Consider the following 22,215-nt stretch of genomic DNA (forward strand, 5'->3'; position numbering starts at 1 on the left):
TCAAAGGTTGGCGATGACTAACACAATAAACCTTCCCCGCGGGCGTAAATTAAATTTAGAAAAACCATGTGTGATGGGTATTTTAAATGTGACTCCGGATTCATTTTCTGATGGCGGAAAGTTTTTAGATACAGCGCACGCGGTAAGGCAGGCAATGCAGTTGTTAGATGAGGGTGCAACTATTATTGATATTGGCGGTGAATCTACACGCCCAGGCGCACCAGATGTTAGTTTAGACGATGAACTTAAACGTGTGATACCTGCAATAAAAGCCATTAGAGCTAAAAGTGACTGTGTTATATCGGTAGATACCAGTAAAGCGCAGGTTATGGAGCAGGGCATTTTAGCAGGTGCAGATATAGTTAACGATGTGCGTGCATTGCAAGAACCAGGTGCACTAAGTACACTCGCTAAATACCCTGATGTTGCAGTGTGCTTGATGCACATGCAAGGGCAGCCCCGCACAATGCAAAATTCGCCCACTTATACTGACTTATTAGCGCAAATTAACCATTTTTTTGAGCAGCGTATAAAGGCATGCGAAACAGCGGGTATTAAGGTAGAGCAACTTATCCTCGACCCGGGTTTTGGCTTTGGTAAAACCCTTGAGCATAATTTTGAAATACTGGCTAAATTTAATGCATTTAATAAGTTTGAACTACCACTTTTAGCGGGTCTTTCACGCAAGTCGATGATAGGTAATTTGCTAAACAGAAAAACAGATGAGCGATTAGCGGGCAGCTTAGCCGGTGCGCTAATTGCCGCGCAAAATGGCGCAAAAATTATTCGTGTACACGATGTAAAAGAAACGGCAGATGTGCTTGGTGTCCTCCAGGCATGCGAAAAAGGAGCTTTATAATGAGCGAAAGAAAATATTTTGGTACCGATGGGGTACGTGGTTTAGTGGGCACAGCGCCAATTAACCCTGAGTTTGCAATGAAATTAGGCTGGGCCGCTGGCCGAGTTTTGTCACTTAGTGGAACAAAAAAAGTAATTATAGGTAAAGATACCCGTATTTCAGGTTACATGTTAGAAACCGCGCTTGAAGCTGGTTTAATCGCCGCAGGAATAGATGTTGTATTGCTTGGGCCAATGCCGACGCCTGCAGTTGCCTATCTAGCGCAGACGTTTAGGGCCGAAGCGGGTATCGTAATTAGTGCATCGCATAACCCTTATTACGACAACGGAATTAAGTTTTTTAATGGCCAAGGCTTAAAACTGGACGACGACGTTGAGCTACAAATTGAAGCGATGCTTGATGAACCAATGACATGTGTTGCCTCCGATAAGCTTGGTAAAGCCTCGCGCTTAGTAAGTGCTGATGGGCGCTATATTGAGTTTTGTAAAAGCCAATTCCCTCAAGGTTTATCACTTGAAGGTATAAAAGTTGTACTAGATTGTGCCAATGGCGCAACCTACCATATTGCACCGTCGGTGATGCGTGAGCTAGGCGCTGAAGTGATTACTCATGCTTGCGAGCCTAATGGGGTGAATATAAACCATGAATGTGGTGCTACACACGTTGATACGTTAAAGCGCAAAGTGCTAGAGCACAAAGCCGATGTAGGTATTGCTTACGATGGTGACGGCGACCGCGTAATGATGGTTGATCATAACGGTCGTGTATTTGACGGTGATGATTTAGTTTACATTATTGCCTGCCAAGCGGCTGAAGATCACATGCTAGGTGGTGGTGTTGTTGGCACGGTTATGTCGAACATGGGGCTTGAAAATGCATTAAAAGCAAAAGGCATTGAATTTGCACGCAGTAAAGTTGGCGACCGTTATGTTATGGAAATGCTGCAGCAAAAAGGCTGGAAAATTGGTGGTGAAAGCTCAGGGCATGTATTAAATCTTGATTTAATCACCACAGGCGATGGTATCATTTCGAGCCTTCAGGTATTGGCTGCAATGGTGGCTCAAAATCGTACATTACAAGATTTAGGGGCAGGTTTCACAAAGTACCCAATGAAAATGATTAATGTACGCTACACACCTGGCACAGATCCCACACAAGCACCAGAAGTACAAGATACGGTTGCGCAAGTAGAGCAAGCTTTAGGCGACAAAGGCCGTGTTTTACTTCGTAAATCAGGCACTGAACCGGTAGTACGTGTTATGGTTGAAGCCGAACAAGAAAAAATAGTCATAGACAGTGCGCAAAAAATTGCAGCAGTTGTCGAATCTATGAGCAAATAAACTGGTTGATAACAATAACCTCTTGTAACTTAGGGCGAGAAAAGTTAATATCTCGCCCGCTTTCTAATCTGGAGTGGAAAATGGCAATACGTAAGGCAATGGTCGCAGGCAACTGGAAAATGAATGGGTCTTTAGAACTTGTTACTCAACTGTCTGATGCCATTAACAGTGTTAAATCAAATGAGATAGACATTGTTTTATTTCCTCCATTCCCATTAGTACCAGCACTGGTTGAAAGCGGTGTAACCACGGGGACTCAAACGCTAAGCGAAAATACCCCAGGCGCCTTTACCGGTGAAGTGGATGCTCAGCTTATTAAAGATTTAGGAGCTAAGTACGTACTCGTAGGCCACTCAGAGCGACGCAGTATCTACAAAGAGAGTAACGCAACCGTAGCCGCAAAATTTGCCCGTGCACAGCAAGTAGGACTAACACCAATCTTGTGTATTGGGGAAAGCGAGAGCGAGCAAGAAAACGGTCAAACCGAACACGTAGTTGCTGCACAAATTGATGCGGTAATTGAGAAATTAGGTGTAGCAGCACTGAAAGATTCTGTGATAGCATACGAGCCCGTTTGGGCCATAGGCACAGGTAAGACTGCATCGCCAGAACAGGCACAAGCTGTTCATAAATTTATCCGTGGTAAAATTGCTTCTTTAGACAGCCATTTAGCACAAGGGCTTACCATCTTATATGGTGGTAGCGTTAACGAAAAAAATAGCGAATTATTATTTGCACAACCAGATATAGACGGCGGCCTTATTGGCGGTGCTAGTCTAAAAGCAGATTCGTTCACTGCAATCTGTAACAGTGCAAAAGGGACCGTATAAGATGTACGAAATTTTATTAGTAGTTTATTTAGTTGTTGCTTTAGCTTTAGTTGGTATGGTTTTAATCCAGCAAGGTAAAGGCGCGGACATGGGTTCTTCATTTGGCGCCGGTGCTTCGGGCACAGTTTTTGGCTCATCAGGTGCAGGTAACTTTATGACCAAAACAACAACAAGCTTAGCAACAGTGTTTTTTGTTTTAAGTATTGTGTTAGGTAACTTAACTGCCGGTCAAATCAAAAAGACCGATGAGTGGGAAAACCTTGAAGCGGCACCTGCAGTTGAAACTGTAGCGCCAGCAGAAGAAGATGTACCTGTTACTCAACAGCAGAGCTCTGACGTACCAAACTAATTTAGCGTAAAGCTAACGTTAAGCGACTTATACTCCTCAAATAAGTCAATAAGTTTAACACCTAAGCGAAAGCTTGAAAATGCGGATGTGGTGGAATTGGTAGACACGCTACCTTGAGGGGGTAGTGCTTTCGGGCGTGGGGGTTCAAGTCCCCCCATCCGCACCAAATTATAAAACCAGTAGCAGTAATGCTACTGGTTTTTTTATGGAAAAATTTCACTTTGCTTGCTTATTAACCACCTTGTCCTTTTTGAGCTTACCAGTTGTTGAATACTCGCTGTATTTGTAAAAAAAACTAGAAATATTACAAATTTAGTTAACACTTATAGGTAATAAGCCGATAATAGATATAGACAACAAAATAAGGTATACACAATGGCTTCAGGCTTCTCTTTTCAAAACCTCAGCATAAGTAAAAAAATTCATGCTATTACCAGCATTGCGGTTCTAGCATTTTTAGCGATCGTTTTGATTAATTACTTTGCAATGAATGATAATAGAATCGCACTTGATGAAATGGAAAAGTCTTCGTATCAGGTTGTTAAATTAACATCGGCAAATGTAAGCCTTTTAGAAAAGCTCGATGAGCTTTATACGCAAGCTGTTACTTTTGGGGAGCAGGAGTTAGTAGAAAAAGCAGCAGATACATACAATGCACTAAGTAACAACATAAATGCGGTTGAGCAAATAAACGCGTCGTATATTCATAGCGATACAAAAGTACAATTAGCCAATTACGAAAAAATATCATCCAGCATTGCGAATGGTATGGTTAATGGGACAGCCGATTTTAGTAAAATCCAACAACAAGCGCAGAAAAAAACAGCCCTTTATAATGATGTACTTGAAAAGTTTAAAACCGCGCAAGCTAAAGCAGACGCTCGTTTCTTTGAGCTAGTTGCAAGTACAAAAGAACGTTCTGATCACGCCCTTACACTTATGTTAGTGGTATCTATTGTTTCGTTAATTTTACTGCTATTTATGGCTATTTGGATTGCTAAACGTATTGCTGCTTCTGCGAGTGATGCGGCTAATAACCTGAGTTTACTGGCGAATGGTAAAGGGTCACTGAGCACTAATCTGAGCGTAAATTCAGAGGATGAAATTGGTCAAGTATCGATTAACTTTAACTCATTTATCGCTCTGCTGAAAAAAACAGTCCTTGAGGTAATTGCGGTATGTGAGCCACTAATGGAAAACTCAACTCGCTTAGTGCAAGGTATGGAGCAGGCTGAGCGCGCAACCACAAAGCAAACAACTGAGGCTGAGGTGGTTAAACAGTCTATGGAAGAAATGAAGCAAAGTGTGGGTGATATTTCTCAATCAGCGGCAAGTGCATCAAATGCAGCGCAAACCGCAGAAAAAGAGGTAGAGCAAAGCAGAACTCAAGTTCAAATGTCAGTCAGCGCCTCACGAACGTTGAGTGATGAAATAAATCAAGCAGCTTCGACAATTAATAAGCTAGCGGATGATACAAAAAATGTGTCTCAAATCCTTAATGTAATTACATCTATTGCTGAGCAAACTAATTTATTAGCTCTAAATGCTGCTATAGAAGCGGCCCGTGCGGGTGAGCATGGTCGCGGTTTTGCTGTGGTTGCAGATGAAGTAAGAGAGCTTGCATCACGTACTGCCCACTCTACAAATGAAATTCGTGAGTTACTGAGCACATTGACTGAGGCTGCAAATGAGTCGGTAACGGCGATGACATCTGCGCGAGATATGGCCACAGATAATGCAACAGCCGCAGAGAAAACTGGTGTGTCGATAGAAAAAATTGCAGAGCAAATGCTAGAAATAAATGGTATGAATTCACAAATTGCCGCTGCTACAGAGGAGCAAACATCCGTTGCTGCGATGGTTGTAGAAAATGTGACGAATATGCATGAATCGTTTGAAGATACAATGGACTCACTCGCGGCGGTAAGGGATGTAGCGAAAAACCTGCACTACCTTTCAGATAACCTATTAGATGCGACTGCGAAGTTTAAAATTGAGTAATATTAATCTGTAATAATACTTAATCATTTTAGAGGCTAAGCCAAGCGCTAGTTGCATTCAAAAAACGTTATTTAGAGCAACTAAATAACGTTTTTTTGCCTCGCTATCTACACACTTGTCCGCCACATAACTGCTCATTTGTTTAAGCATATTAGTATATAGCCATAATATTTAGATATAAAAAAACCACCTAATCGGTGGTTTTTTATATCTAGCTACCGCACTTAAAACGTAGCAACTACCTTAACTTTATCTGTTGCCTTGCTGCTATCTATGTAACCAATTGAGTCGCCATTACTAGCAACAAAATCAATAACAGCCTGGTCAGAATCAAATTTTTCTGGTGGTGTACCTTTACCTGTAAAAACAAGTTTTGACCAATAGGCATTTAATTGGCTGCTTGATTTACCAACTACTTTAGAATTGAATTCATCAGCCACAGCGGTACCATTTTGAGTAACAGGGCTAACTTTATTACCGTTAGCAAATGATTTTGCTTTTCCTAGGTAAATCTTTTTAATTGTATCGGCATCAAGTGCACTTGCATTGCCTGGGTTTACTATCACCGCTACTTTAGCTGAGGCGCTAAACGTACATAGCGACAGTACACTTGCTAGGATTAATTTTTTCATATTTCGCTCCAATTAGAATACTAAGTCAACGCCAACAGCTACTACATCAGTTTCAAGGTTCGTTACGTCATCGTCAAATCGACTAAAATCAATTTTAAATGCAGCTGAAGGGTGGAAGTCATAGCGCGCGCCAATGGTGTATACGTTACTCTCTGCTCGCATGCTATCAAGGGCGAGGTTTACGTTTGTATTTAATAATGGAATTGATTCGAGTGTATTAAAGCGTGATGAATCATGTTCATCATCATTTTTTTCATAAGTTACATGAACAATAACATTATCTATACGGTAGCCAGCTGAGGCATAGTATTGTGATTGCTCAGCCAAAATACTTCCCTCGACTTCAAACTGAGTATATTCGGCATCAAATAAAAAGTTATCATAGTCAACAGAGAAACCAATCCCGAAAAAAGTTGTTTCATCTTCGTCAGTGATAAGGTCGTTCGCTGTGCTGCTTAAACCGCTTGCATTAAGTACATCAATAATACCATTTAGGGCACTTAAGTTACTTGAATCACTGTTATCTATAGAAATGCTAGTGTCGGCCACAATGTATGCAGCTCTTGCGCTAAACCAGTCGTAAGAAACGCTCCAGTTAATACCACCTAAGTTATTCAATTCTGCAGGTAGCTCATTTCCAAATACATCTATATCGCCATCAAAAGCGCCATAAAACCCTTGTAATGTAGAATCCCAGTCACCTAATTGGCTGTTATATACTACGCTAAGTCCTTCATACGTAGAAAATGGAATACCGTATACAGAACGCGGTGGACGAACCCAACGATAAGCATAGCCAACGTCTAAAAAGTCTGAGTATTTGTAAAAAGGAACACGCATTTTACCCGCGCTTAATTGCAGTTCATCGCTGTATTCATAGGTAACATATGCCCATTCAAATGTTGCGTCAAAGTCATCTTCTCCACGCGCAATAATTTGCGCTGTCGCGGTCAGTTTTTCTTGAAGATCAGCAGAGAGTTGTAAGGCGAACTTGCTCTCGTTTTTAAAAGAGATGTCATCATCATATCCGTATAAAGTCTGATCACTGTCTAGGGTTTTACCACCTACTATAGATGCAAAACCATTTATACGAACTTCAGCGCTTGCAGCGCTTGTTGCAAGTGCGGCACATATTGCTACTGCTACAGATAGCTTTTTCATATGTATTTCCTATTTGTTATTTAGATGTTGATTTCAGGGGGATTATAGAAGTGAATTTAGTATTTATCTAATAATTTTAGCTAGTTAGTTAAAAAAGAACTGAGAATTTAGTTTATTTCGAGTTTACAATTGTTAACTCATGGGTTTTTACTAGAACGAAGTTATTGATTTTATTAAAGTTAAAAAACTTTTAAATTTATTGAGTTTGTTTAGCTAATGATTTAGGAAATAGTAATTACTGTTTATTTTGCTGTTTATGCTTGATTTGTTTTATATTTTAATAGTTTATAAACACTAAACATAGCGCTACAGCGGACTTAAAGAGAAAGATAGTCACAATATGATTACCTCTAAAGGTTCATAGCCACTCAAATGTTTATAATAGGCGCTATATATTCACATTATTTATTTAGTTCACCTTCTTGTTTTGTAATCAAATAACAACTTCCTAAACCTGAATTTTAGCTTAACATTACCCCTGTATCAGCAAGGTAGTTCAAAGGAAGTGGCAATGATGAAGAGGCTAACATGGTTAGTATTATGTTGCTTTGCATCCAATGCATATAGTAACGATGAGGTAAGTATTACATTGCTGGGCTATATCGCTCCAGTGTGTGAATTTACTCCACAAAGTAATAACCTAGCGTTTTCTTCTAATGGCATTGCTAATACAACATTAGTAATTAACTGTAATTCGCCAATGCGAATATCAATGCAATCTCTCAATGGCGGATTAAGTCATGAGCAAAGCAATAAAATAAGTTCATATAATATTAACTGGTCACTGGAAGGTGCCAAAAATGTTGTGTCTGTATCGGCACAGGCAATCAAATCGACCTACAGTTTTGATATTAATGAAATTATTTTTGATAGTGTTGCTCAGATTCAGTTAACTCTAGATGACCCCTTAATCTATGCAGGAAGTTACCAGGATGTGATCCGCATAGAAATGACACCATCAGTAGTATCAGGTGGGGTGCTTTAAGCGCACATTTATTAAACATAACAAACTATATGTCACATGGATAAGGAATATAACAATGAATAAACTAATCGTAATATCAGCAATCGCGGCACTATCTTCAGGTTCAGCATTAGCAGAAAACTTAAACGTAGGTGGTGCAGTTGAGTCTATATGTGAAGTAAGCAATATCGCAACAACTCATTACTTTCCAGCACTTGCTCTAGGCAATACAAAAACAGTTAACTTTGATTTGAAATGTAATGATGTAGATGGTGCAACACTTACGTTAACTACTTCTGAAGGGCACCTTCAAAACGCTGATCATGAAGACAGAGGTGTAGGATACACTGCTCATTTAACAGCAGGCCCATATGACTTTACTTTGTCAGCCGAGAATGGAACGAATGATCAAAGTGCATTTCAAAGCAGTGGCGGAAGTAATACTTTAGCAACTACAGGCGTAGCAGGGATGATTGATTTAGAAGTTACTCAAGCACCTGTATATGCTGGTACGTATGCAGATACATTAATGCTAACAGTGACAGCAAACTAAAGTTAAATTAAAAAGGCAGTGAATAACCACTGCCTTTATTTAGGAGGGAATTCTATGCATGCTTTACTTATATTAATATTCTGTTTGTTTTCTTTTTCGGCTAACGCCTTTCAAGTGAGGCCAATGGTAGCTGATCTTAGCTCTCAGGGTAGTCAATCACAGCAGACGCTTCGCATTATTAACCCGTCAGATAAACCGTTAACTATCGATGTTTCTGCATATAATATGAGTATAAGTGATACAGGAGTCGAGTCTTTAGAGGAAAATGAAGACGATTTTTTAATTATTCCTATGACAACAATCATCCCACCTGGAAATAGTCAATCGATTATCGTTAGATATATCGGGGAGCCTATTATTAAACATTCCAAGTCGTACAGAATTACCGTAGAACAAGTGTCGGTAGATCTAAATGATAATGCGCAGTCTGGGGTTGGTATGTCACTTAGTTTTAGAACCCTATTTAATGTTGTGCCTGAAAATGCTAAAGCTAACCTTATAGTTAAAGAAAAAAAACAATTAGCAGAAAATCAATGGAGTGTGTCGTTAGAGAATCGAGGGAATAAATACTTACGTCTTTCTAAAGGTCAATGGAATATTAAATCTAAAGGTAAAGTATTAACTTTAGAAGGTATGGAGCTAAGCAAAGCTCTTTCAGGGAAAATTCTATTACCCAATTCAAAAAGTAATATTGCAATATCGATACCTAAAGAATTTCAAGCTGATGATAGTCAGCTAGAGGTTGTATTCTAATGTCTAGTATTCAGTGGCTCAGTCGATGTTTAGTAATATTAATTTGGAGTATTACTATTTCGGTTGATGCACTTGAAGTAACACCTATGGTGGTTACACTATCCCCGCAGGAGCCTTCAAAAATACCATCTAGTCTGGTTTATAATCAATTACCCAGAGAAATTGCATTTGATATTGAAGTACACGAAATTGATTTTTCCACACCCAACCCATCTTTAAAAAAGCTGGAAGACTCCCCGTTATGGGTCTTTCCTCCCTCTTTATTTTTACAAGAGGGGCAAGGCCAGAAAATTCAATTTAGGTGGATTGCCGAGAGTTTTCCGAAATATGATAAAAGCTATCAAGTAAGTTTAGTTGAGCAGCCTTTGGCTTCTAATATCGATAGTGATACCTCGCAACTTAAAATATTAATGAATGTAAATTTAGTTGTTCACGTGCACATGGATGAGTATTTACCAAAATTAAAAATACTCACATCAACAATTGAAAGTGGGGAGCTTTTAACTCAAGTAAAAAATGAAGGAAGAGGCGCAACTCGTCTCAGGGATTACGAAGTTAAAGTGACTACTAATAAATCAGTTGTGACTACGTTTGAAAAGCAAGCTTTATTAGAAAATGGATACGATGTTTTTTTTGCGCCGTATGCTACACAAACCATAAAAATTAAGCTCCCAGAAAATATTGAAAGAGGCAAGGTGGAGCATTTAAGTTTAGATTTAGTGCAATGAAAATTACAGCTGCGTTTTTATTCGCTATGTTCTTTTTTCCACTTACTGTGTTTTCAAAAATTAATCCTTCTAACAGGACAATTGAGCTTAATGTGTCTGCTCAACTGAATAAAAGTCCAATCGGTCAGGTTTTACTTAAAGTCGATAAAGGTGATGCACTTTTTTTAAAGTGGAATGAGTTAGAGCCTCATTTTCGCCAAGTATTACTTGAAGAAAAAGAGGAGGAACTGTTCAAGGTGTTAAAAGGTAGTTCATTAGCGGTAACTTCACTAAAAGAATTGGGTTTTAGTGTTGTATTTGATATGAGTGATTTTAGCTTGGATATTATTGTTCCAGTAGAGTTAACTCGTCCTCAAAAATTAAGTGCGCAAAAACGTAGAAAAAAATTAAAGGCTATAGAACCAGCAAAAGCCAGTGGGTTTGTCAACGCTTATGCAAGCTATGTTCATCAAGATGATCAAGAACAGCAGCAAATTCAAGAGCAATACGCGTTACGCTCCGAAATCGTGGCTAGTTGGCAAGGCTGGGTGGTAGAAAATGAGCTTGAATATAACAAAATATCTCAGCCTTCCTCTTCAATTTTTAAACGCCGGGGCACTCGGTTAATTCATGATTTACCAAACTTAGGTATGCGCCTTTCTATTGGAGATAACTTTAGTTCAGGTGGCTATTTTCAAAATTCCTCTCGTTTATTGGGCTTTTCACTCGCACATGACTTTTCTCTATTATCAGATAGGCCTATAAGACCGACTGCTTCACAAAGCTTTACCCTGCAAAGTCCTTCAAGTGTGGAGGTATATGTAGATGGCCGTATTATTCAGCGTCTTAATTTAGTTGCGGGCATTTATTCTTTAGATGATATACCTATAAGCGAAGGTAGTAATAATATTTCTCTAAAAATTACTGATATAGCAGGCGTTGTTCGCTATGTAAACTTTGATGTTGCAACTGGTTTAGATTTATTTGCTAAAGGACAGCTTGAATATGAAATTCACTTAGGTGTACCTGCGCAAGCTGGCGATAGGCTCAAATATGAGGAAAATGCCCCCTTCCTTAGTGCTTACCTAGATTATGGTCTCACTCCAAGTTGGACTGCAGGCTTTACAGTCCAAGGAGATAAATACGCTCAGCAAATAGGCACTAAACAAATTTATGCTGCTAAGATGGGTCAGCTGGCTTTTGAGGGGGCACTTAGCTTCGCTAAACACCAAGGTTATGCCTATCGTACAGTTTATAGTAGCTATAATATGAGCAACCTAGGAAGTGAGTTTACGTTTGGTTATGAATACACTTCAAAATACTTTACAGCTTTGGGGTTTAGGACCCAGGAAGCGTTCAATAACCGTTACACAGAGCATTATGCGCAAGCGAGTTATAGCTACTATGTTAACAGTAGGACATTAGCATCTTTCTTTGCAAACATCTCTCGTGATCATGAGGGTGAACAATTTGATCAATCTATGGGTTTAAATATTTCAGGAGACTTAGCTAACAGTCAGTGGAGGTATACAGCTGGCGCGCAATGGGATGACTTAAGAGGTGAAAAGCAGTGGGGGCTCAGCTTGTCATTGACCTATAAATTCAATAATCAGCACAGGATTAAATTATCTCATCGCTCCAAACGTGACAAAACAAGACTAGAGTTTACTCAAGATAGTAACCAACGGTTTGTTGGTGCGTTGAACTTACGAGCAGGGCTCGAAAATAATGATTTAAATAAAACTATCTTTGATCTAAACATGCAATATAACGCAAATCGTTTTGCTGCTAACCTAGAGCATGCAAGTTTTTACAAAGATTTAAATGCCCGTTCTGCTTATCATCAAAGTCGTTTAAGTGTAGCATCGAGCGTCGCTTTTGCAGACGATACGTGGGCATTCGGAAAACCTATATACGATAGTTTTGCACTCGTTAACGCCCATAAAAGCTTAGAAAATAAAGTAATTACATTAGGCCGAGTTGAGGACGAGTATAGAGCCGATAACAGCGACTTTAAAACTATATTGCTCAATGACTTGAGCTCATATGACAGCATAAACATTCCTGTTGATATTGATGATTTAGCTCCTGGCTATGACATAGGCTCTGGCATGCTCAGTTTTTACCCGCAGTATAAAACTGGGCACAAAGCAATAATTGGCACTGCAGCAAATATTTCTGTTATTGCAACTCTTCGAAGCAAGGACGAGGCTCCCTTAGCTTTAATGGTTGGAAAGGCCACTTGTTCAAATGATGCATCTGGTAAAGAGTATACCTTTTTCACAAATAAGCGAGGCCGCTTTGCTATAACAGGTCTTGCTCCTTGCCGCTATGAAGTAACCTTGCAAAATAAAGACAATACTAAATTTTTTATAGACGTTCGTGATGCAGAACAACTTCAAAGAAAAGGGGTTATTTATGTTCATTAAAATTGTGTATTTAGCAATAAGTATATTTACACTATCTTTAGCTTGTAGAGTTAATGCTCAGTGTGATGCAAGTATTGGTGAAGTTGAATATTTGTTTGATGACTTGTCTTTTTACAACATAAGATCACGAGTCGATGCTGAGAAAGTAATTCGTATAAGTACAGTAAATACAGCGGGTTGCACCTTGTATTTTGGTATTTTTTCTCAAAATCAAGGCTACTTCAAAAGTAACTCTCAAGTTATCGATTATCAAATTCTATTAGAAAACCAGTTATTAAGCAGGACAATTAGTCATGTGAAATTAAGCAATAACGTAGTTGATATTAGCTTGGTAATACCTGCAGGGACCCCCGTGAAAGCGGGGAACTACAATGATAGGCTTCAGTTGATTCTCTATGACGAAAGTAAACAAATTATGGATGAGAAAGAGATTGAAATTGAAACGAACATCCAACCACGCACTAGTTTATCTTTATTAGGCTATAACACTTTTTCTAACACAGTTTATTTGGGGGAGTTAAAGCCTGCACAAACCTATTCAATGTTACCCAGTCTACAAATAGTAACCAACACTGATGTCCAACTTAATGTAGCTTCAGAAAATAAAAGTCGTTTAATACATGCTATTTATAGTACTAAATACGGTATTAACTATACATTGCAGTTAGGCGCAGAAGAAATTAACTTAGCAAAGCCTGCAAGTTTAAACTTCTCTTACTCTGGGCAGACGGAGTTTTTTATACCGCTTAGTATTCAGTTGGAGGACTTTACACGTCAAGCTGCTGGTGAGTATTCAGATGTAATACGCTTTCAAATAAGCCCGCTTAACTATTGACTTTGCTTAGGTTTTTTTGACACCAAAGTAATGCTTGTTGCTTATTTTTTACAGATATTTTTTGATAAATTTTATGTAAATGCACTCTTACAGTGGCTTCACTAATGAATAGACTATCTGCAATGGCGCTAGAGTGTAAACCGGAGAAAAGCAAATTTAATACTTTAATTTCCTTACAAGTGAGATTACTAGATTGCAAGGTGGTTTGTTGTTCAGAGGCTAACATTTGCCTCATCCAGCTGTCAGTGACATCACGTGGAAACCAAAGTTTACCTTGTTCAATGGCTTCAAGACCTTGTTGAAAAAGTGAATCATCTGAACTTTCATAGAAAAGGCCCTTTAAATTAGGCCATTCTTTTAAAGCTAATACGTCACTATTTTTAGGTACATCAAATATAACTAAACTTTTATATCCGTTGTCCTGCATAAACTTGTTGATAAGTTCATAGGTCGTTATTACGTTAAGTGCTTGGTAATTAACTAATAAAATATTGTAGTTAGCTGCTACACAGAAAAGTGAAGTATAGTCTGGACTATTAAAGCACTTTATATAGTGTATTGGAGTATTTTTAATATCCATAATTTCTGTCCATAGATGCAATAGTAATACTATATTGCTATTTTTGGTTAATATCAATCATAGTGCATAGTCCGATAAGCTATAGCTAGCGTAGATTGGTGTATTTTATGGAATAATGAAGGCTTTGTATGTGAACAGCAGAGGTAGCATAGTTAATATAAAAAATAGCAGCGCCTACATTTTATAGAGGGAGTTTTTTCACGTAAGTTATCCAATAAAAATCAAAAGTTATAATTAATTAGTACCTTTATGTTTACTAAATGAAAAGTTTTATACATTTCTTCACAAATATGTAATATAATGCCCTTCCAGAGGAAAGATGCTATTAAGCGTCTTTTTTTATGCCCAAAACTTATTGCCTTAGCCAATAAGTTCGCATAATTAAATTATACGGTATCCTTTGGAGAATATTTTGAAACTACGCAAACTCTCACAGTTAAGCCTAGCAATTGTTGCTGCACTCACTACCTCTGTAAATGCTGAAGAAGTTAAAACAACAGCAAAACAAGACGCGTTTGAAAAAATCGAAGTTACAGCTCGTAAACGTACAGAGAGCTTGTTTGAATCTCCAACCGCTATCACATCTATTGGTGCAAACTTAATTGATAAAGCCAATATGAGTAACCTAGAAGATATTGGTAAATACGTTCCAAACTTAAATATTACTCGCTACGGTGTAGGTAATGCGGCGCATGCCTCTGTGTTTATTCGAGGTATTGGTCTGCAAGATCACATAATTACAACCGATCCGGGTGTCGGTGTTTATTTAGATGGTGTTTACTTAGGCCGTCAAATGGGGTCAAACTTATCGTTACCAAATGTAGAGCGTGTTGAAGTTCTTCGTGGTCCACAAGGTACATTATATGGTCGTAATACATTAGGCGGCGCAGTAAATGTAATTACTAAGCAGCCCGGTGACGAAGGGATTGTTACAACCTCGGCTAAAATTGGTAGCCGCGGACGTATTGCGGGCGATGTTTACTTTAATAACTCGTTGACTGATGACGTGAGCATGTCTGCAAGTGCATCTTACAAAACACGCGACGGTGTGGGTGAAGCAGTTAATTTAGCTAACCCAGAAAAAGAAATTGGTGAAGAAGAAGAGTTTAGTGGTCGCGTAGCCCTTAAATGGCAGGCTACTAGCGATTTAGCGTTAACTTTTTCACTTGACGGTGTTGATAACGAATCAGGTCAATCACCTTACACTATTGAGTTAACTGAGCCGCTTGATGCAAACGATGTATTTAATGGTGACTTCCCACTATTAACACAGGACCTAATTCCTTCTGACCCAGATGATTTAGGCACTACTGTTGCGGGTATTGAGTCTACCTCTTACTCAGGGTGGGGGACGTCATTTACCGCTGATTGGGCAATTGATGATACGTACACGGCTAAATTTATTTCAAGTTACCGTACTTCTGAATACGAAGGTGGACTTGATGATGATGCGTCACCACTTAATTTATCTGAGTTCCCAGAAGAGGGTGGTGCAGACCAATACTCGTTTGAAATTCAACTAAATGCTACCTATGACAATATGGACTTTGTATCAGGCCTTTATTTCTTTAATGAGGATGGCTTTACACGTTCAGGTCCATTTGTATTTAGCCCATTTAATACACCAAATAGTTTATTAAACGATGGTGTTACACCGTCATTTGGTGGTTATGGCGAATTTGAAATTAACCAAGAAACAAACTCATACGCTGTATACTTTAATACAAGTTATGATTTAACAGATGATTTAAGTATTGGCGGTGGACTTCGTTATTCAAAAGATGAGAAAGATGCCGATGCGATTTTCCCTACATTTGCTGAACGTAAATACGTAAGTGCAGAGTTTGACGCTGTAACGTGGGATGTAAACGCATCGTATCAAATCAGCAATAACATGAATGTATATGGTCAAATTCAAAAAGGATACCAAACCGGTGGCTTCCCTCCGCGTCCTTTTGGTGGCCCAGATCAGTTTGTATCGTTTGATGAAACCAAAGCGATTAACTACGAAATGGGCTTAAAAGGCCAAGTACACGAAAATGTGTCTATGATGTTGGCTGTATTTGTAACAGATTATACTGACCTTGCTTTACCATTTTCAGACCCTACTGCAGGCGGTGGTTTTGTAACGATTGTTGAAAATGCCGGTGAGTCTAAAGCGCAAGGTATTGAGCTTGAAACCACTGTTGCCATTACAGACGATTTTACAATTCGCAGCTCTGTCGGTTACTTAGATTCTGAAATTACAGAAGTAGATGCAGGCGTACAAGGTATTGGTAAAGGTGATTCGCCAGCATTAACGCCACGTTGGACTGTAATGGTAGCCCCTTCTTACTTTATGGATTTAGATAGCGGTGCAACCGTTGCATTTAATGCTAACTATTCTTACAGAAGCGAAATGCAAGGCCAGTCAGTTTACAATGAAAGTGAAACTATCGATTCACGTGAGTTAGTTGGTTTTAATATTTCTTACACTAATCCGTATGGCGATATGGAAGTAACCTTATACGGTGAAAACGTATTAAATGAGGTTTACGATGTAGGTCGTTTGCAGCAGTCAGGTTTTGTTGGTGTAATGCGCAGTAATGACCGTAGCGAGTTTGGTTTAAAATTCAAAAAAGACTTTGAACTTTAATAACCTACAATGAGTTAAACAAAAGGTAAGCTTAGGCTTACCTTTTTTTTCTTTTGCGCCAGTAAAAAGTCAAGCTTGGGGCCACATGCTGAACCTCTTTGTAACAAGCGTGTAGTGCTGTGCTATTGATATACCCTGTGTGGTGCGAAGTAACCACTAAGTAATATAAAGCACTATTAGCATCAGGTAACCTTGTTTTTAGGTAATAAAAAAGCCCTCAGTGAGGGCTTTAAACAATTTAGGTTTGATTAAAAAACCGCTATCAAACTTATTTATTCGACTTATTGTATTCACGCGTTAGTCTTGCGTGCTCACTTAAATCTTTCAAGCCAAGCTTTTCGTAGCTTTTTTCCATCATCTCAAGGGCTGGATCTAAATAGCTGCTTTGCGAGTAATGCTCAACAACGTACTTACCACGATTAGCGGCCGCTAGGTAAGCTTCACGTTCGTAATAGTAGTTTGCTACTTTTAGCTCGTAGCGCGCCATGCGGTTTAATAGCCACACTAAGCGACGTTTAGCCTCTGGTGCGTAATCACTTTTTGGAAAGCGTTTTACAAGCGTTGATAAATCGGTAAATGCTACACGGGTACGGTTGGCATCGCGGTCAGCTCTGTCTATGCCAAAATACTCTTGGAAGGCATTTTTATCAGCTTTAATATTAACCAAACCACGCATGTAGTACATGTAATCTAAATCTTTGTGATTTGGGTTTAAACGAATAAAGCGGTCGATAGTCGCTAATGCTTGTTCTGTATTACCTGATTGGTAATGGGCATACACTAAATCCATTTGTACTTGCTTTGAGAAAGGCCCAAATGGGTAGCGTGAATCAATAGCGGTTAATAACTCAATTGCTCGGGCGTATAAACCAGAGTCAAGTGTTTGTTTTGCATCTTCATACAAAGCGTGTGCAGATTTGTTAGGAACGCGTTGGATATCTTCTTGGTCAGGCGCAGAAGAACAGGCCCCTAAAGTAAGTACAGAAGCTGAAAAAACAATGGCGAATGCACGTTTCCCTATTTTATTTATCATTTTATTTGTTACCTTCGATGTCTTCGGCTAGGCCACGGCGGTAAAACCGAGTAAACTATGCGTATTATATTATGCTTTTATTAAAAGCGATTCTAACCCAGTCAGGCACAGCTTGCACTGGTAAATTGGGTAAAGTTACTAATGTCAGAACAAATTTCACTTCAAGCCGAGGTTCCTACCGAGTTAGGTGGTAAACGTCTAGACCAAGTATTAGCGCAATTGTTCCCTGATTATTCACGTTCACGTATAAAAACATGGATATTGGATGATAAAATCACCGTTGACGGTGAAATCTATAACACGCCGCGAGAAAAACTACTCGGAGGTGAAGTTGTAAATGTTGAAACCAGCATTGAAGCACCACGCGAATACGAAGCACAAGATATCAAATTAAACATTGTTTATGAAGATGACGATATTTTGGTTATCAACAAACCCATGGGCCTAGTCGTTCACCCTGGTGCAGGTAACCCAGATGGCACAGTGTTAAATGCATTGTTACATCATTTTCCGGATATTATTAACGTACCGCGTGCTGGTATTGTGCACCGTCTAGATAAAGACACCACAGGCTTAATGGTGGTGGCTAAAACTATTCAGGCGCAAACACATCTAGTTAAAGCACTGCAAAAACGTGAAAACTTCACGCGTGAATACGAAGCTCTATGTAATGGCACTATGACAGCAGGTGGCATGGTTGAAAAGCCGATTGGCCGCCATCCTACGCAGCGTACACACATGGCAGTTCACGAAATGGGTAAGCCTGCCATTACACATTACCGTGTTGCTGAAAAATTCCGTGCTCATACACGTTTACGCCTCCGCCTAGAAACCGGGCGTACACACCAAATTCGTGTTCATATGGCGTATATAAACCATCCGTTAATTGGTGATAGAGCCTACGGCGGCCGTCCTCGTCCACCTAAAGGTGCTACGCCAGAGCTATTTGAAATGTTACGTACATTTAATCGCCAAGCTTTACATGCAGTAAAATTAAGTATTGCGCACCCTATTACGGGAGAAATGATGACCTGGCAAGCGCCTATTCCAGATGACATGGTGGCAATGACTCAGGTGCTTAGAGAAGATACAAAAGCTAACCCTGACATAGAGTATTAATGACTTTTTTGTCAGCACCATGGCCTAATTTAACCTCGGTAGGTACGTGCAGTACCACCCGAGAAGGCGGCGTGTCAAAGCCGCCTTTTAACAGCTTAAATCTAGGCTTACATGTTGATGATACTCCAGAGCACGTGCTAAAAAACCGTGCTTTGGTAGAGCAATCCCTTCCAAAACCGGCACTTTGGCTTAATCAAGTGCACAGTGCTGATGTGCTCTGTGTTGATGCAGATTTTGACTTTCAAACATTACACACTGCTGATGCGTTGTATACCCAAGTTAAAAATCAGCCTCTTGCTATTATGAGTGCAGATTGCCTACCTATTTTGCTTGCAAGCCATGATGGCCGCGAAGTTGCAGCAGTGCATGGTGGTTGGCGTGGTCTCGAAAAAGGGATCATAAAAAATACGCTTGCCTGTTTTAGCGCGCCTAGTATGCAAATATATGCGTGGCTTGGGCCTGCTATTGGTGCTGAGCGATTTGAAGTTGGCGACGAGGTCGCTTCGCGGTTTATTGCAAAATCCCCGCTGTTTAAAGAGGCGTTTAAATTGCAAAGCAATAAAAAATATTTGTGCGACATTTACTTAATCGCTCGCATTGAACTTGAGCAATTAGGCGTTATAAATATTAGTGGAGGCGATTATTGTACTGTTTCTCAGCGGTCACTGTTTTTCTCTTATCGGCGAGAGGGCAAAACAGGGCGCATGGCAAGTTTGATCTGGCGCAAATAAACACTATTTCCCCACAATATTCATCTTAACACCTTGAACAATTCTATTAACATACCCATTTATTAAGCAATTAGTTTATTAAATAGGTAAACCCTCATGCGTCTAGATAGATTCACAAGTAAATTTCAATCTGCGCTTTCAGATGCTCAGTCGCTAGCATTAGGGCGCGATCATCAATTTATTGAACCTGTACATTTAATGTATGCGCTTTTACAGCAAAATGGCTCTAGTGTGCGTGCTTTGCTTGCTCAAGCAGGCGTGAGTGCGGATGAGCTCAACACCAAGCTTTCTCAAGAAATAGAAAAGCTGTTTAAAGTTGAAGGAGTAGGGGGCGACGTACAGCTTTCTAATAACATGGCTTCGCTTATTAACTTATGTGATAAGTACGCGCAAAAGCGCAAAGATAAGTATATTTCGAGCGAATTATTTGTATTAGCGGCCTGTGACGACAAAGGCCCTTTAGGTGATATTTTTAGAGCGCTTAATATTACCGCAACTAAAATAGAAAGCGCCATAAAAGCAATTCGCGGTGGCCAAAAGGTCGATGACCCTAACGCCGAAGAAACCCGACAAGCACTTGAAAAATACACCATTGATTTAACCGAGCGCGCAGAGCAAGGTAAGCTCGACCCCGTTATTGGGCGCGATGACGAAATTCGCCGCACTATTCAAGTTTTGCAGCGCCGTACCAAAAATAACCCCGTGCTTATTGGTGAGCCTGGAGTAGGTAAAACCGCCATTGCAGAGGGGTTAGCCCAGCGCATTATAAATGGGGAAGTGCCAGAGGGCCTAAAAAGTAAGCGTGTTTTATCGTTAGATTTAGGCGCGCTGGTGGCGGGTGCTAAATACCGCGGTGAATTTGAAGAGCGTTTAAAATCGGTGCTCAACGAACTGGCCAAAGAAGAAGGCCAAGTGATTTTGTTTATTGATGAAATTCATACCATGGTGGGCGCCGGTAAAACCGACGGCGCTATGGACGCTGGCAACATGTTAAAGCCAGCGCTGGCTCGAGGCGAGCTACACTGTGTGGGCGCCACTACGCTTGATGAGTACCGTCAATACATAGAAAAAGATGCTGCACTTGAGCGTCGTTTTCAAAAAGTATTGGTTGAAGAGCCCTCAGTTGAAGATACGATTGCCATTTTACGCGGCTTAAAAGAGCGCTATGAGTTACATCATTCGGTGGATATTACCGACCCGGCCATTGTTGCTGCTGCGCATTTATCGCATCGCTATATTAGCGACCGACAGTTACCCGACAAAGCCATTGATTTAATTGATGAGGCTGGCTCGTCAATTCGTCTGCAAATAGATTCAAAGCCTGAGTCTTTAGATAAGCTTGAGCGCCGTATTATTCAATTAAAACTTGAAGATAACGCTTTAGCCAAAGAAAAAGACGATGCAAGCCAAAAGCGGCGCAGCGAAATGCAGCAGCTTATTACCGATTTAGAAGCGCAATATCGAGAGCTTGATGAAGTATGGAATGCAGAAAAAGCTTCGTTACAAGGCACGCAAGTAATTAAAGCTGAGCTTGAACAAGCGCGCCTTGATTTAGAGGTTGCCCGCCGAGCAAGCGATTTACAGCGCATGTCGGAGCTGCAATACGGAAGAATACCAGAGCTTGAGCGAAAACTTGATTTAGCCTCGCAAGCTGAAATGCAAGAAATGAGCTTACTAAAAAACCAAGTAGGCGAAGACGAAATTGCAGAAATACTCTCTCGTTGGACTGGGATCCCAGTATCGCGCATGTTGCAAGGTGAGCGAGAAAAGCTGTTAAAAATGGAAGAGCAACTACACAGCAAAGTGATAGGGCAGGATGAGGCAGTTGTTGCAGTCGCGAATGCGATACGCCGCTCTCGTGCAGGGCTTGCCGATCCTAATCGGCCCATAGGTTCGTTTTTATTCTTAGGGCCAACTGGGGTGGGTAAAACAGAGCTTACTAAAGCGCTTGCAGGTTTTATGTTTGATACAGAAGATGCCATGGTGCGTATCGATATGTCTGAGTTTATGGAAAAACACGCTGTAGCACGTTTAGTGGGCGCACCTCCCGGTTATGTTGGTTACGAAGAAGGCGGCTATTTAACCGAAGCCGTTCGCCGTAAGCCTTACTCTGTCATTTTGCTTGACGAAATAGAAAAAGCGCATCCCGATGTATTTAATATTTTATTGCAAGTACTCGATGATGGCCGCCTTACTGATGGGCAAGGACGCACGGTTGATTTTAAAAATACGGTTATTATTATGACCTCAAATTTAGGCTCAGACATTATTCAAGAGCAAGCGGGCACAAACGACTACGCAACGCTTAAGAGCAAGGTTATGAATGTGCTCGTTAACGAATTTAGGCCAGAATTTATAAACCGTATTGATGAAACCGTCGTATTTCATCCACTTGCCAATGAGCATATTAAAGAAATTGCCGATATTCAGCTTGTTAAATTGCGTGAGCGTTTAACAGAAATGGGCTACTTATTAGAGATCAGTGATGCGGCGCTTGAAAAAATTGCCTCCAGCGGGTTCGACCCTGTTTACGGTGCTCGGCCATTAAAACGAGCTATTCAGCAAACAATCGAAAACCCACTGGCGCAGCAACTATTAGGGGGCGATTATAACCCTGGCGATATTGTTGTGATAGATGCAAACGAGCAAGGCCTGATTTTTTCAAAACGCTAATATAGGCGCACAATAAGCCGCCAAGCAGGCG

Annotated in this window: 19 protein-coding genes and 1 tRNA gene; 16 read left to right on the top strand and 4 right to left on the bottom strand. The window is 40.1% G+C overall.

Features of this window, described 5'->3' with window-relative positions; translation table 11 throughout:
- The first annotated feature begins 13 nt into the window (after positions 1-13).
- From folP to AN389_RS02470, 6 genes are all read left to right on the top strand, one after another.
- The gene (gene folP / locus AN389_RS02445) at positions 14-859 is read left to right on the top strand and encodes a dihydropteroate synthase (protein ID WP_055017167.1); all 846 of its coding nucleotides are present in this window, start codon (positions 14-16) and stop codon (positions 857-859) included.
- A complete protein-coding gene (gene glmM / locus AN389_RS02450) occupies positions 859-2,199 on the top strand; it encodes a phosphoglucosamine mutase (RefSeq protein ID WP_055017168.1) in 1,341 nt (446 codons plus the stop codon). The genes folP and glmM overlap by 1 nt, the downstream gene beginning before the upstream one ends.
- 80 nt (positions 2,200-2,279) lie before the next feature.
- Positions 2,280-3,029, top strand: coding sequence for a triose-phosphate isomerase (gene tpiA / locus AN389_RS02455; protein WP_055019193.1), 750 nt, complete (start codon positions 2,280-2,282; stop codon positions 3,027-3,029).
- A gap of 1 nt (position 3,030) precedes the next feature.
- Entirely contained in the window at positions 3,031-3,378 is a 348-nt protein-coding gene (secG, locus tag AN389_RS02460; protein ID WP_004587340.1) for a preprotein translocase subunit SecG, read from the top strand.
- A gap of 81 nt (positions 3,379-3,459) precedes the next feature.
- A tRNA-Leu gene (locus tag AN389_RS02465) sits at positions 3,460-3,544 on the top strand.
- A 209-nt stretch (positions 3,545-3,753) separates the two neighbouring features.
- Positions 3,754-5,379: a methyl-accepting chemotaxis protein gene (locus tag AN389_RS02470; RefSeq protein ID WP_055014054.1), complete on the top strand. Its 1,626-nt coding sequence runs from the start codon at positions 3,754-3,756 to the stop codon at positions 5,377-5,379.
- A 224-nt stretch (positions 5,380-5,603) separates the two neighbouring features.
- Here the strand turns inward: AN389_RS02470 and AN389_RS02475 are convergent, their stop codons facing one another.
- Together AN389_RS02475 and AN389_RS02480 are read right to left on the bottom strand one after the other, a co-directional pair.
- On the bottom strand, positions 5,604-6,011 hold the full coding sequence (locus tag AN389_RS02475; protein WP_055019194.1) for a hypothetical protein: 408 nt from the start codon (positions 6,009-6,011) through the stop codon (positions 5,604-5,606).
- A gap of 12 nt (positions 6,012-6,023) precedes the next feature.
- A complete protein-coding gene (locus tag AN389_RS02480; protein ID WP_055017171.1) occupies positions 6,024-7,172 on the bottom strand; it encodes a porin in 1,149 nt (382 codons plus the stop codon).
- 511 nt (positions 7,173-7,683) lie between these two features.
- On the opposite strand from AN389_RS02480, the gene AN389_RS02485 reads away from it, so the two are divergent.
- From AN389_RS02485 to AN389_RS02510, 6 genes are read left to right on the top strand one after another with little or no spacing between them, the layout of a single operon-like run.
- Positions 7,684-8,157: a hypothetical protein gene (locus tag AN389_RS02485; RefSeq protein WP_235575936.1), complete on the top strand. Its 474-nt coding sequence runs from the start codon at positions 7,684-7,686 to the stop codon at positions 8,155-8,157.
- A 55-nt stretch (positions 8,158-8,212) separates the two neighbouring features.
- Entirely contained in the window at positions 8,213-8,689 is a 477-nt protein-coding gene (locus tag AN389_RS02490) for a hypothetical protein (RefSeq protein ID WP_055014051.1), read from the top strand.
- Positions 8,690-8,743: 54 nt separating this feature from the next.
- Complete coding sequence (locus AN389_RS02495; protein ID WP_055014050.1) at positions 8,744-9,442, top strand: molecular chaperone; 699 nt, start codon at positions 8,744-8,746, stop codon at positions 9,440-9,442.
- A complete protein-coding gene (locus AN389_RS02500) occupies positions 9,442-10,170 on the top strand; it encodes a hypothetical protein (RefSeq protein ID WP_235575937.1) in 729 nt (242 codons plus the stop codon). The genes AN389_RS02495 and AN389_RS02500 overlap by 1 nt, the downstream gene beginning before the upstream one ends.
- Entirely contained in the window at positions 10,167-12,578 is a 2,412-nt protein-coding gene (locus AN389_RS02505; RefSeq protein ID WP_055019195.1) for a fimbria/pilus outer membrane usher protein, read from the top strand. The genes AN389_RS02500 and AN389_RS02505 overlap by 4 nt, the downstream gene beginning before the upstream one ends.
- Positions 12,568-13,413 carry a hypothetical protein gene (locus tag AN389_RS02510; RefSeq protein WP_055014048.1) on the top strand — a complete coding sequence of 282 codons (846 nt, stop codon included), beginning with the start codon at positions 12,568-12,570 and terminating at the stop codon, positions 13,411-13,413. Before AN389_RS02505 ends, AN389_RS02510 begins: the two co-directional genes overlap by 11 nt.
- Here AN389_RS02510 and AN389_RS02515 read toward each other — a convergent pair.
- A complete protein-coding gene (locus AN389_RS02515; protein WP_055017176.1) occupies positions 13,403-13,993 on the bottom strand; it encodes a LuxR C-terminal-related transcriptional regulator in 591 nt (196 codons plus the stop codon). The two genes, AN389_RS02510 and AN389_RS02515, sit on opposite strands and share 11 nt — an antisense overlap.
- 412 nt (positions 13,994-14,405) lie before the next feature.
- On the opposite strand from AN389_RS02515, the gene AN389_RS02520 reads away from it, so the two are divergent.
- Positions 14,406-16,628, top strand: coding sequence for a TonB-dependent receptor (locus tag AN389_RS02520; RefSeq protein WP_055014046.1), 2,223 nt, complete (start codon positions 14,406-14,408; stop codon positions 16,626-16,628).
- 268 nt (positions 16,629-16,896) lie between these two features.
- On the opposite strand, the gene AN389_RS02525 is transcribed toward AN389_RS02520, so the two are convergent.
- Positions 16,897-17,661 carry an outer membrane protein assembly factor BamD gene (locus tag AN389_RS02525; RefSeq protein ID WP_055017177.1) on the bottom strand — a complete coding sequence of 255 codons (765 nt, stop codon included), beginning with the start codon at positions 17,659-17,661 and terminating at the stop codon, positions 16,897-16,899.
- A gap of 141 nt (positions 17,662-17,802) precedes the next feature.
- Between AN389_RS02525 and rluD the strand changes: the two genes are divergently transcribed.
- The 3 genes from rluD (at position 17,803) to clpB (ending at position 22,184) form a co-directional block, all read left to right on the top strand.
- Positions 17,803-18,780 carry a 23S rRNA pseudouridine(1911/1915/1917) synthase RluD gene (gene rluD / locus AN389_RS02530; protein ID WP_055019196.1) on the top strand — a complete coding sequence of 326 codons (978 nt, stop codon included), beginning with the start codon at positions 17,803-17,805 and terminating at the stop codon, positions 18,778-18,780.
- A complete protein-coding gene (pgeF, locus tag AN389_RS02535) occupies positions 18,780-19,511 on the top strand; it encodes a peptidoglycan editing factor PgeF (RefSeq protein WP_055014043.1) in 732 nt (243 codons plus the stop codon). The genes rluD and pgeF overlap by 1 nt, the downstream gene beginning before the upstream one ends.
- 96 nt (positions 19,512-19,607) lie before the next feature.
- Positions 19,608-22,184, top strand: coding sequence for an ATP-dependent chaperone ClpB (clpB, locus tag AN389_RS02540; protein WP_055017178.1), 2,577 nt, complete (start codon positions 19,608-19,610; stop codon positions 22,182-22,184).
- Positions 22,185-22,215: the final 31 nt, after the last annotated feature.

This window comes from Pseudoalteromonas sp. P1-7a, from assembly GCF_001401855.1.
Lineage (GTDB): Bacteria > Pseudomonadota > Gammaproteobacteria > Enterobacterales > Alteromonadaceae > Pseudoalteromonas.

Coding starts and splice junctions, on each gene's coding strand:
- AN389_RS02495 (WP_055014050.1), top strand. CDS start 8,744: ATGCATGCTTTACTTATATTAATATTCTGTTTGTTTTCTTTTTCGGCT.
- AN389_RS02490 (WP_055014051.1), top strand. CDS start 8,213: ATGAATAAACTAATCGTAATATCAGCAATCGCGGCACTATCTTCAGGT.
- AN389_RS02470 (WP_055014054.1), top strand. CDS start 3,754: ATGGCTTCAGGCTTCTCTTTTCAAAACCTCAGCATAAGTAAAAAAATT.
- secG (WP_004587340.1), top strand. CDS start 3,031: ATGTACGAAATTTTATTAGTAGTTTATTTAGTTGTTGCTTTAGCTTTA.
- rluD (WP_055019196.1), top strand. CDS start 17,803: ATGTCAGAACAAATTTCACTTCAAGCCGAGGTTCCTACCGAGTTAGGT.
- AN389_RS02485 (WP_235575936.1), top strand. CDS start 7,684: ATGATGAAGAGGCTAACATGGTTAGTATTATGTTGCTTTGCATCCAAT.
- AN389_RS02515 (WP_055017176.1), bottom strand. CDS start 13,993: ATGGATATTAAAAATACTCCAATACACTATATAAAGTGCTTTAATAGT.
- AN389_RS02500 (WP_235575937.1), top strand. CDS start 9,442: ATGTCTAGTATTCAGTGGCTCAGTCGATGTTTAGTAATATTAATTTGG.
- clpB (WP_055017178.1), top strand. CDS start 19,608: ATGCGTCTAGATAGATTCACAAGTAAATTTCAATCTGCGCTTTCAGAT.
- AN389_RS02510 (WP_055014048.1), top strand. CDS start 12,568: ATGTTCATTAAAATTGTGTATTTAGCAATAAGTATATTTACACTATCT.
- AN389_RS02475 (WP_055019194.1), bottom strand. CDS start 6,011: ATGAAAAAATTAATCCTAGCAAGTGTACTGTCGCTATGTACGTTTAGC.
- pgeF (WP_055014043.1), top strand. CDS start 18,780: ATGACTTTTTTGTCAGCACCATGGCCTAATTTAACCTCGGTAGGTACG.
- folP (WP_055017167.1), top strand. CDS start 14: ATGACTAACACAATAAACCTTCCCCGCGGGCGTAAATTAAATTTAGAA.
- glmM (WP_055017168.1), top strand. CDS start 859: ATGAGCGAAAGAAAATATTTTGGTACCGATGGGGTACGTGGTTTAGTG.
- tpiA (WP_055019193.1), top strand. CDS start 2,280: ATGGCAATACGTAAGGCAATGGTCGCAGGCAACTGGAAAATGAATGGG.
- AN389_RS02525 (WP_055017177.1), bottom strand. CDS start 17,661: ATGATAAATAAAATAGGGAAACGTGCATTCGCCATTGTTTTTTCAGCT.
- AN389_RS02480 (WP_055017171.1), bottom strand. CDS start 7,172: ATGAAAAAGCTATCTGTAGCAGTAGCAATATGTGCCGCACTTGCAACA.
- AN389_RS02505 (WP_055019195.1), top strand. CDS start 10,167: ATGAAAATTACAGCTGCGTTTTTATTCGCTATGTTCTTTTTTCCACTT.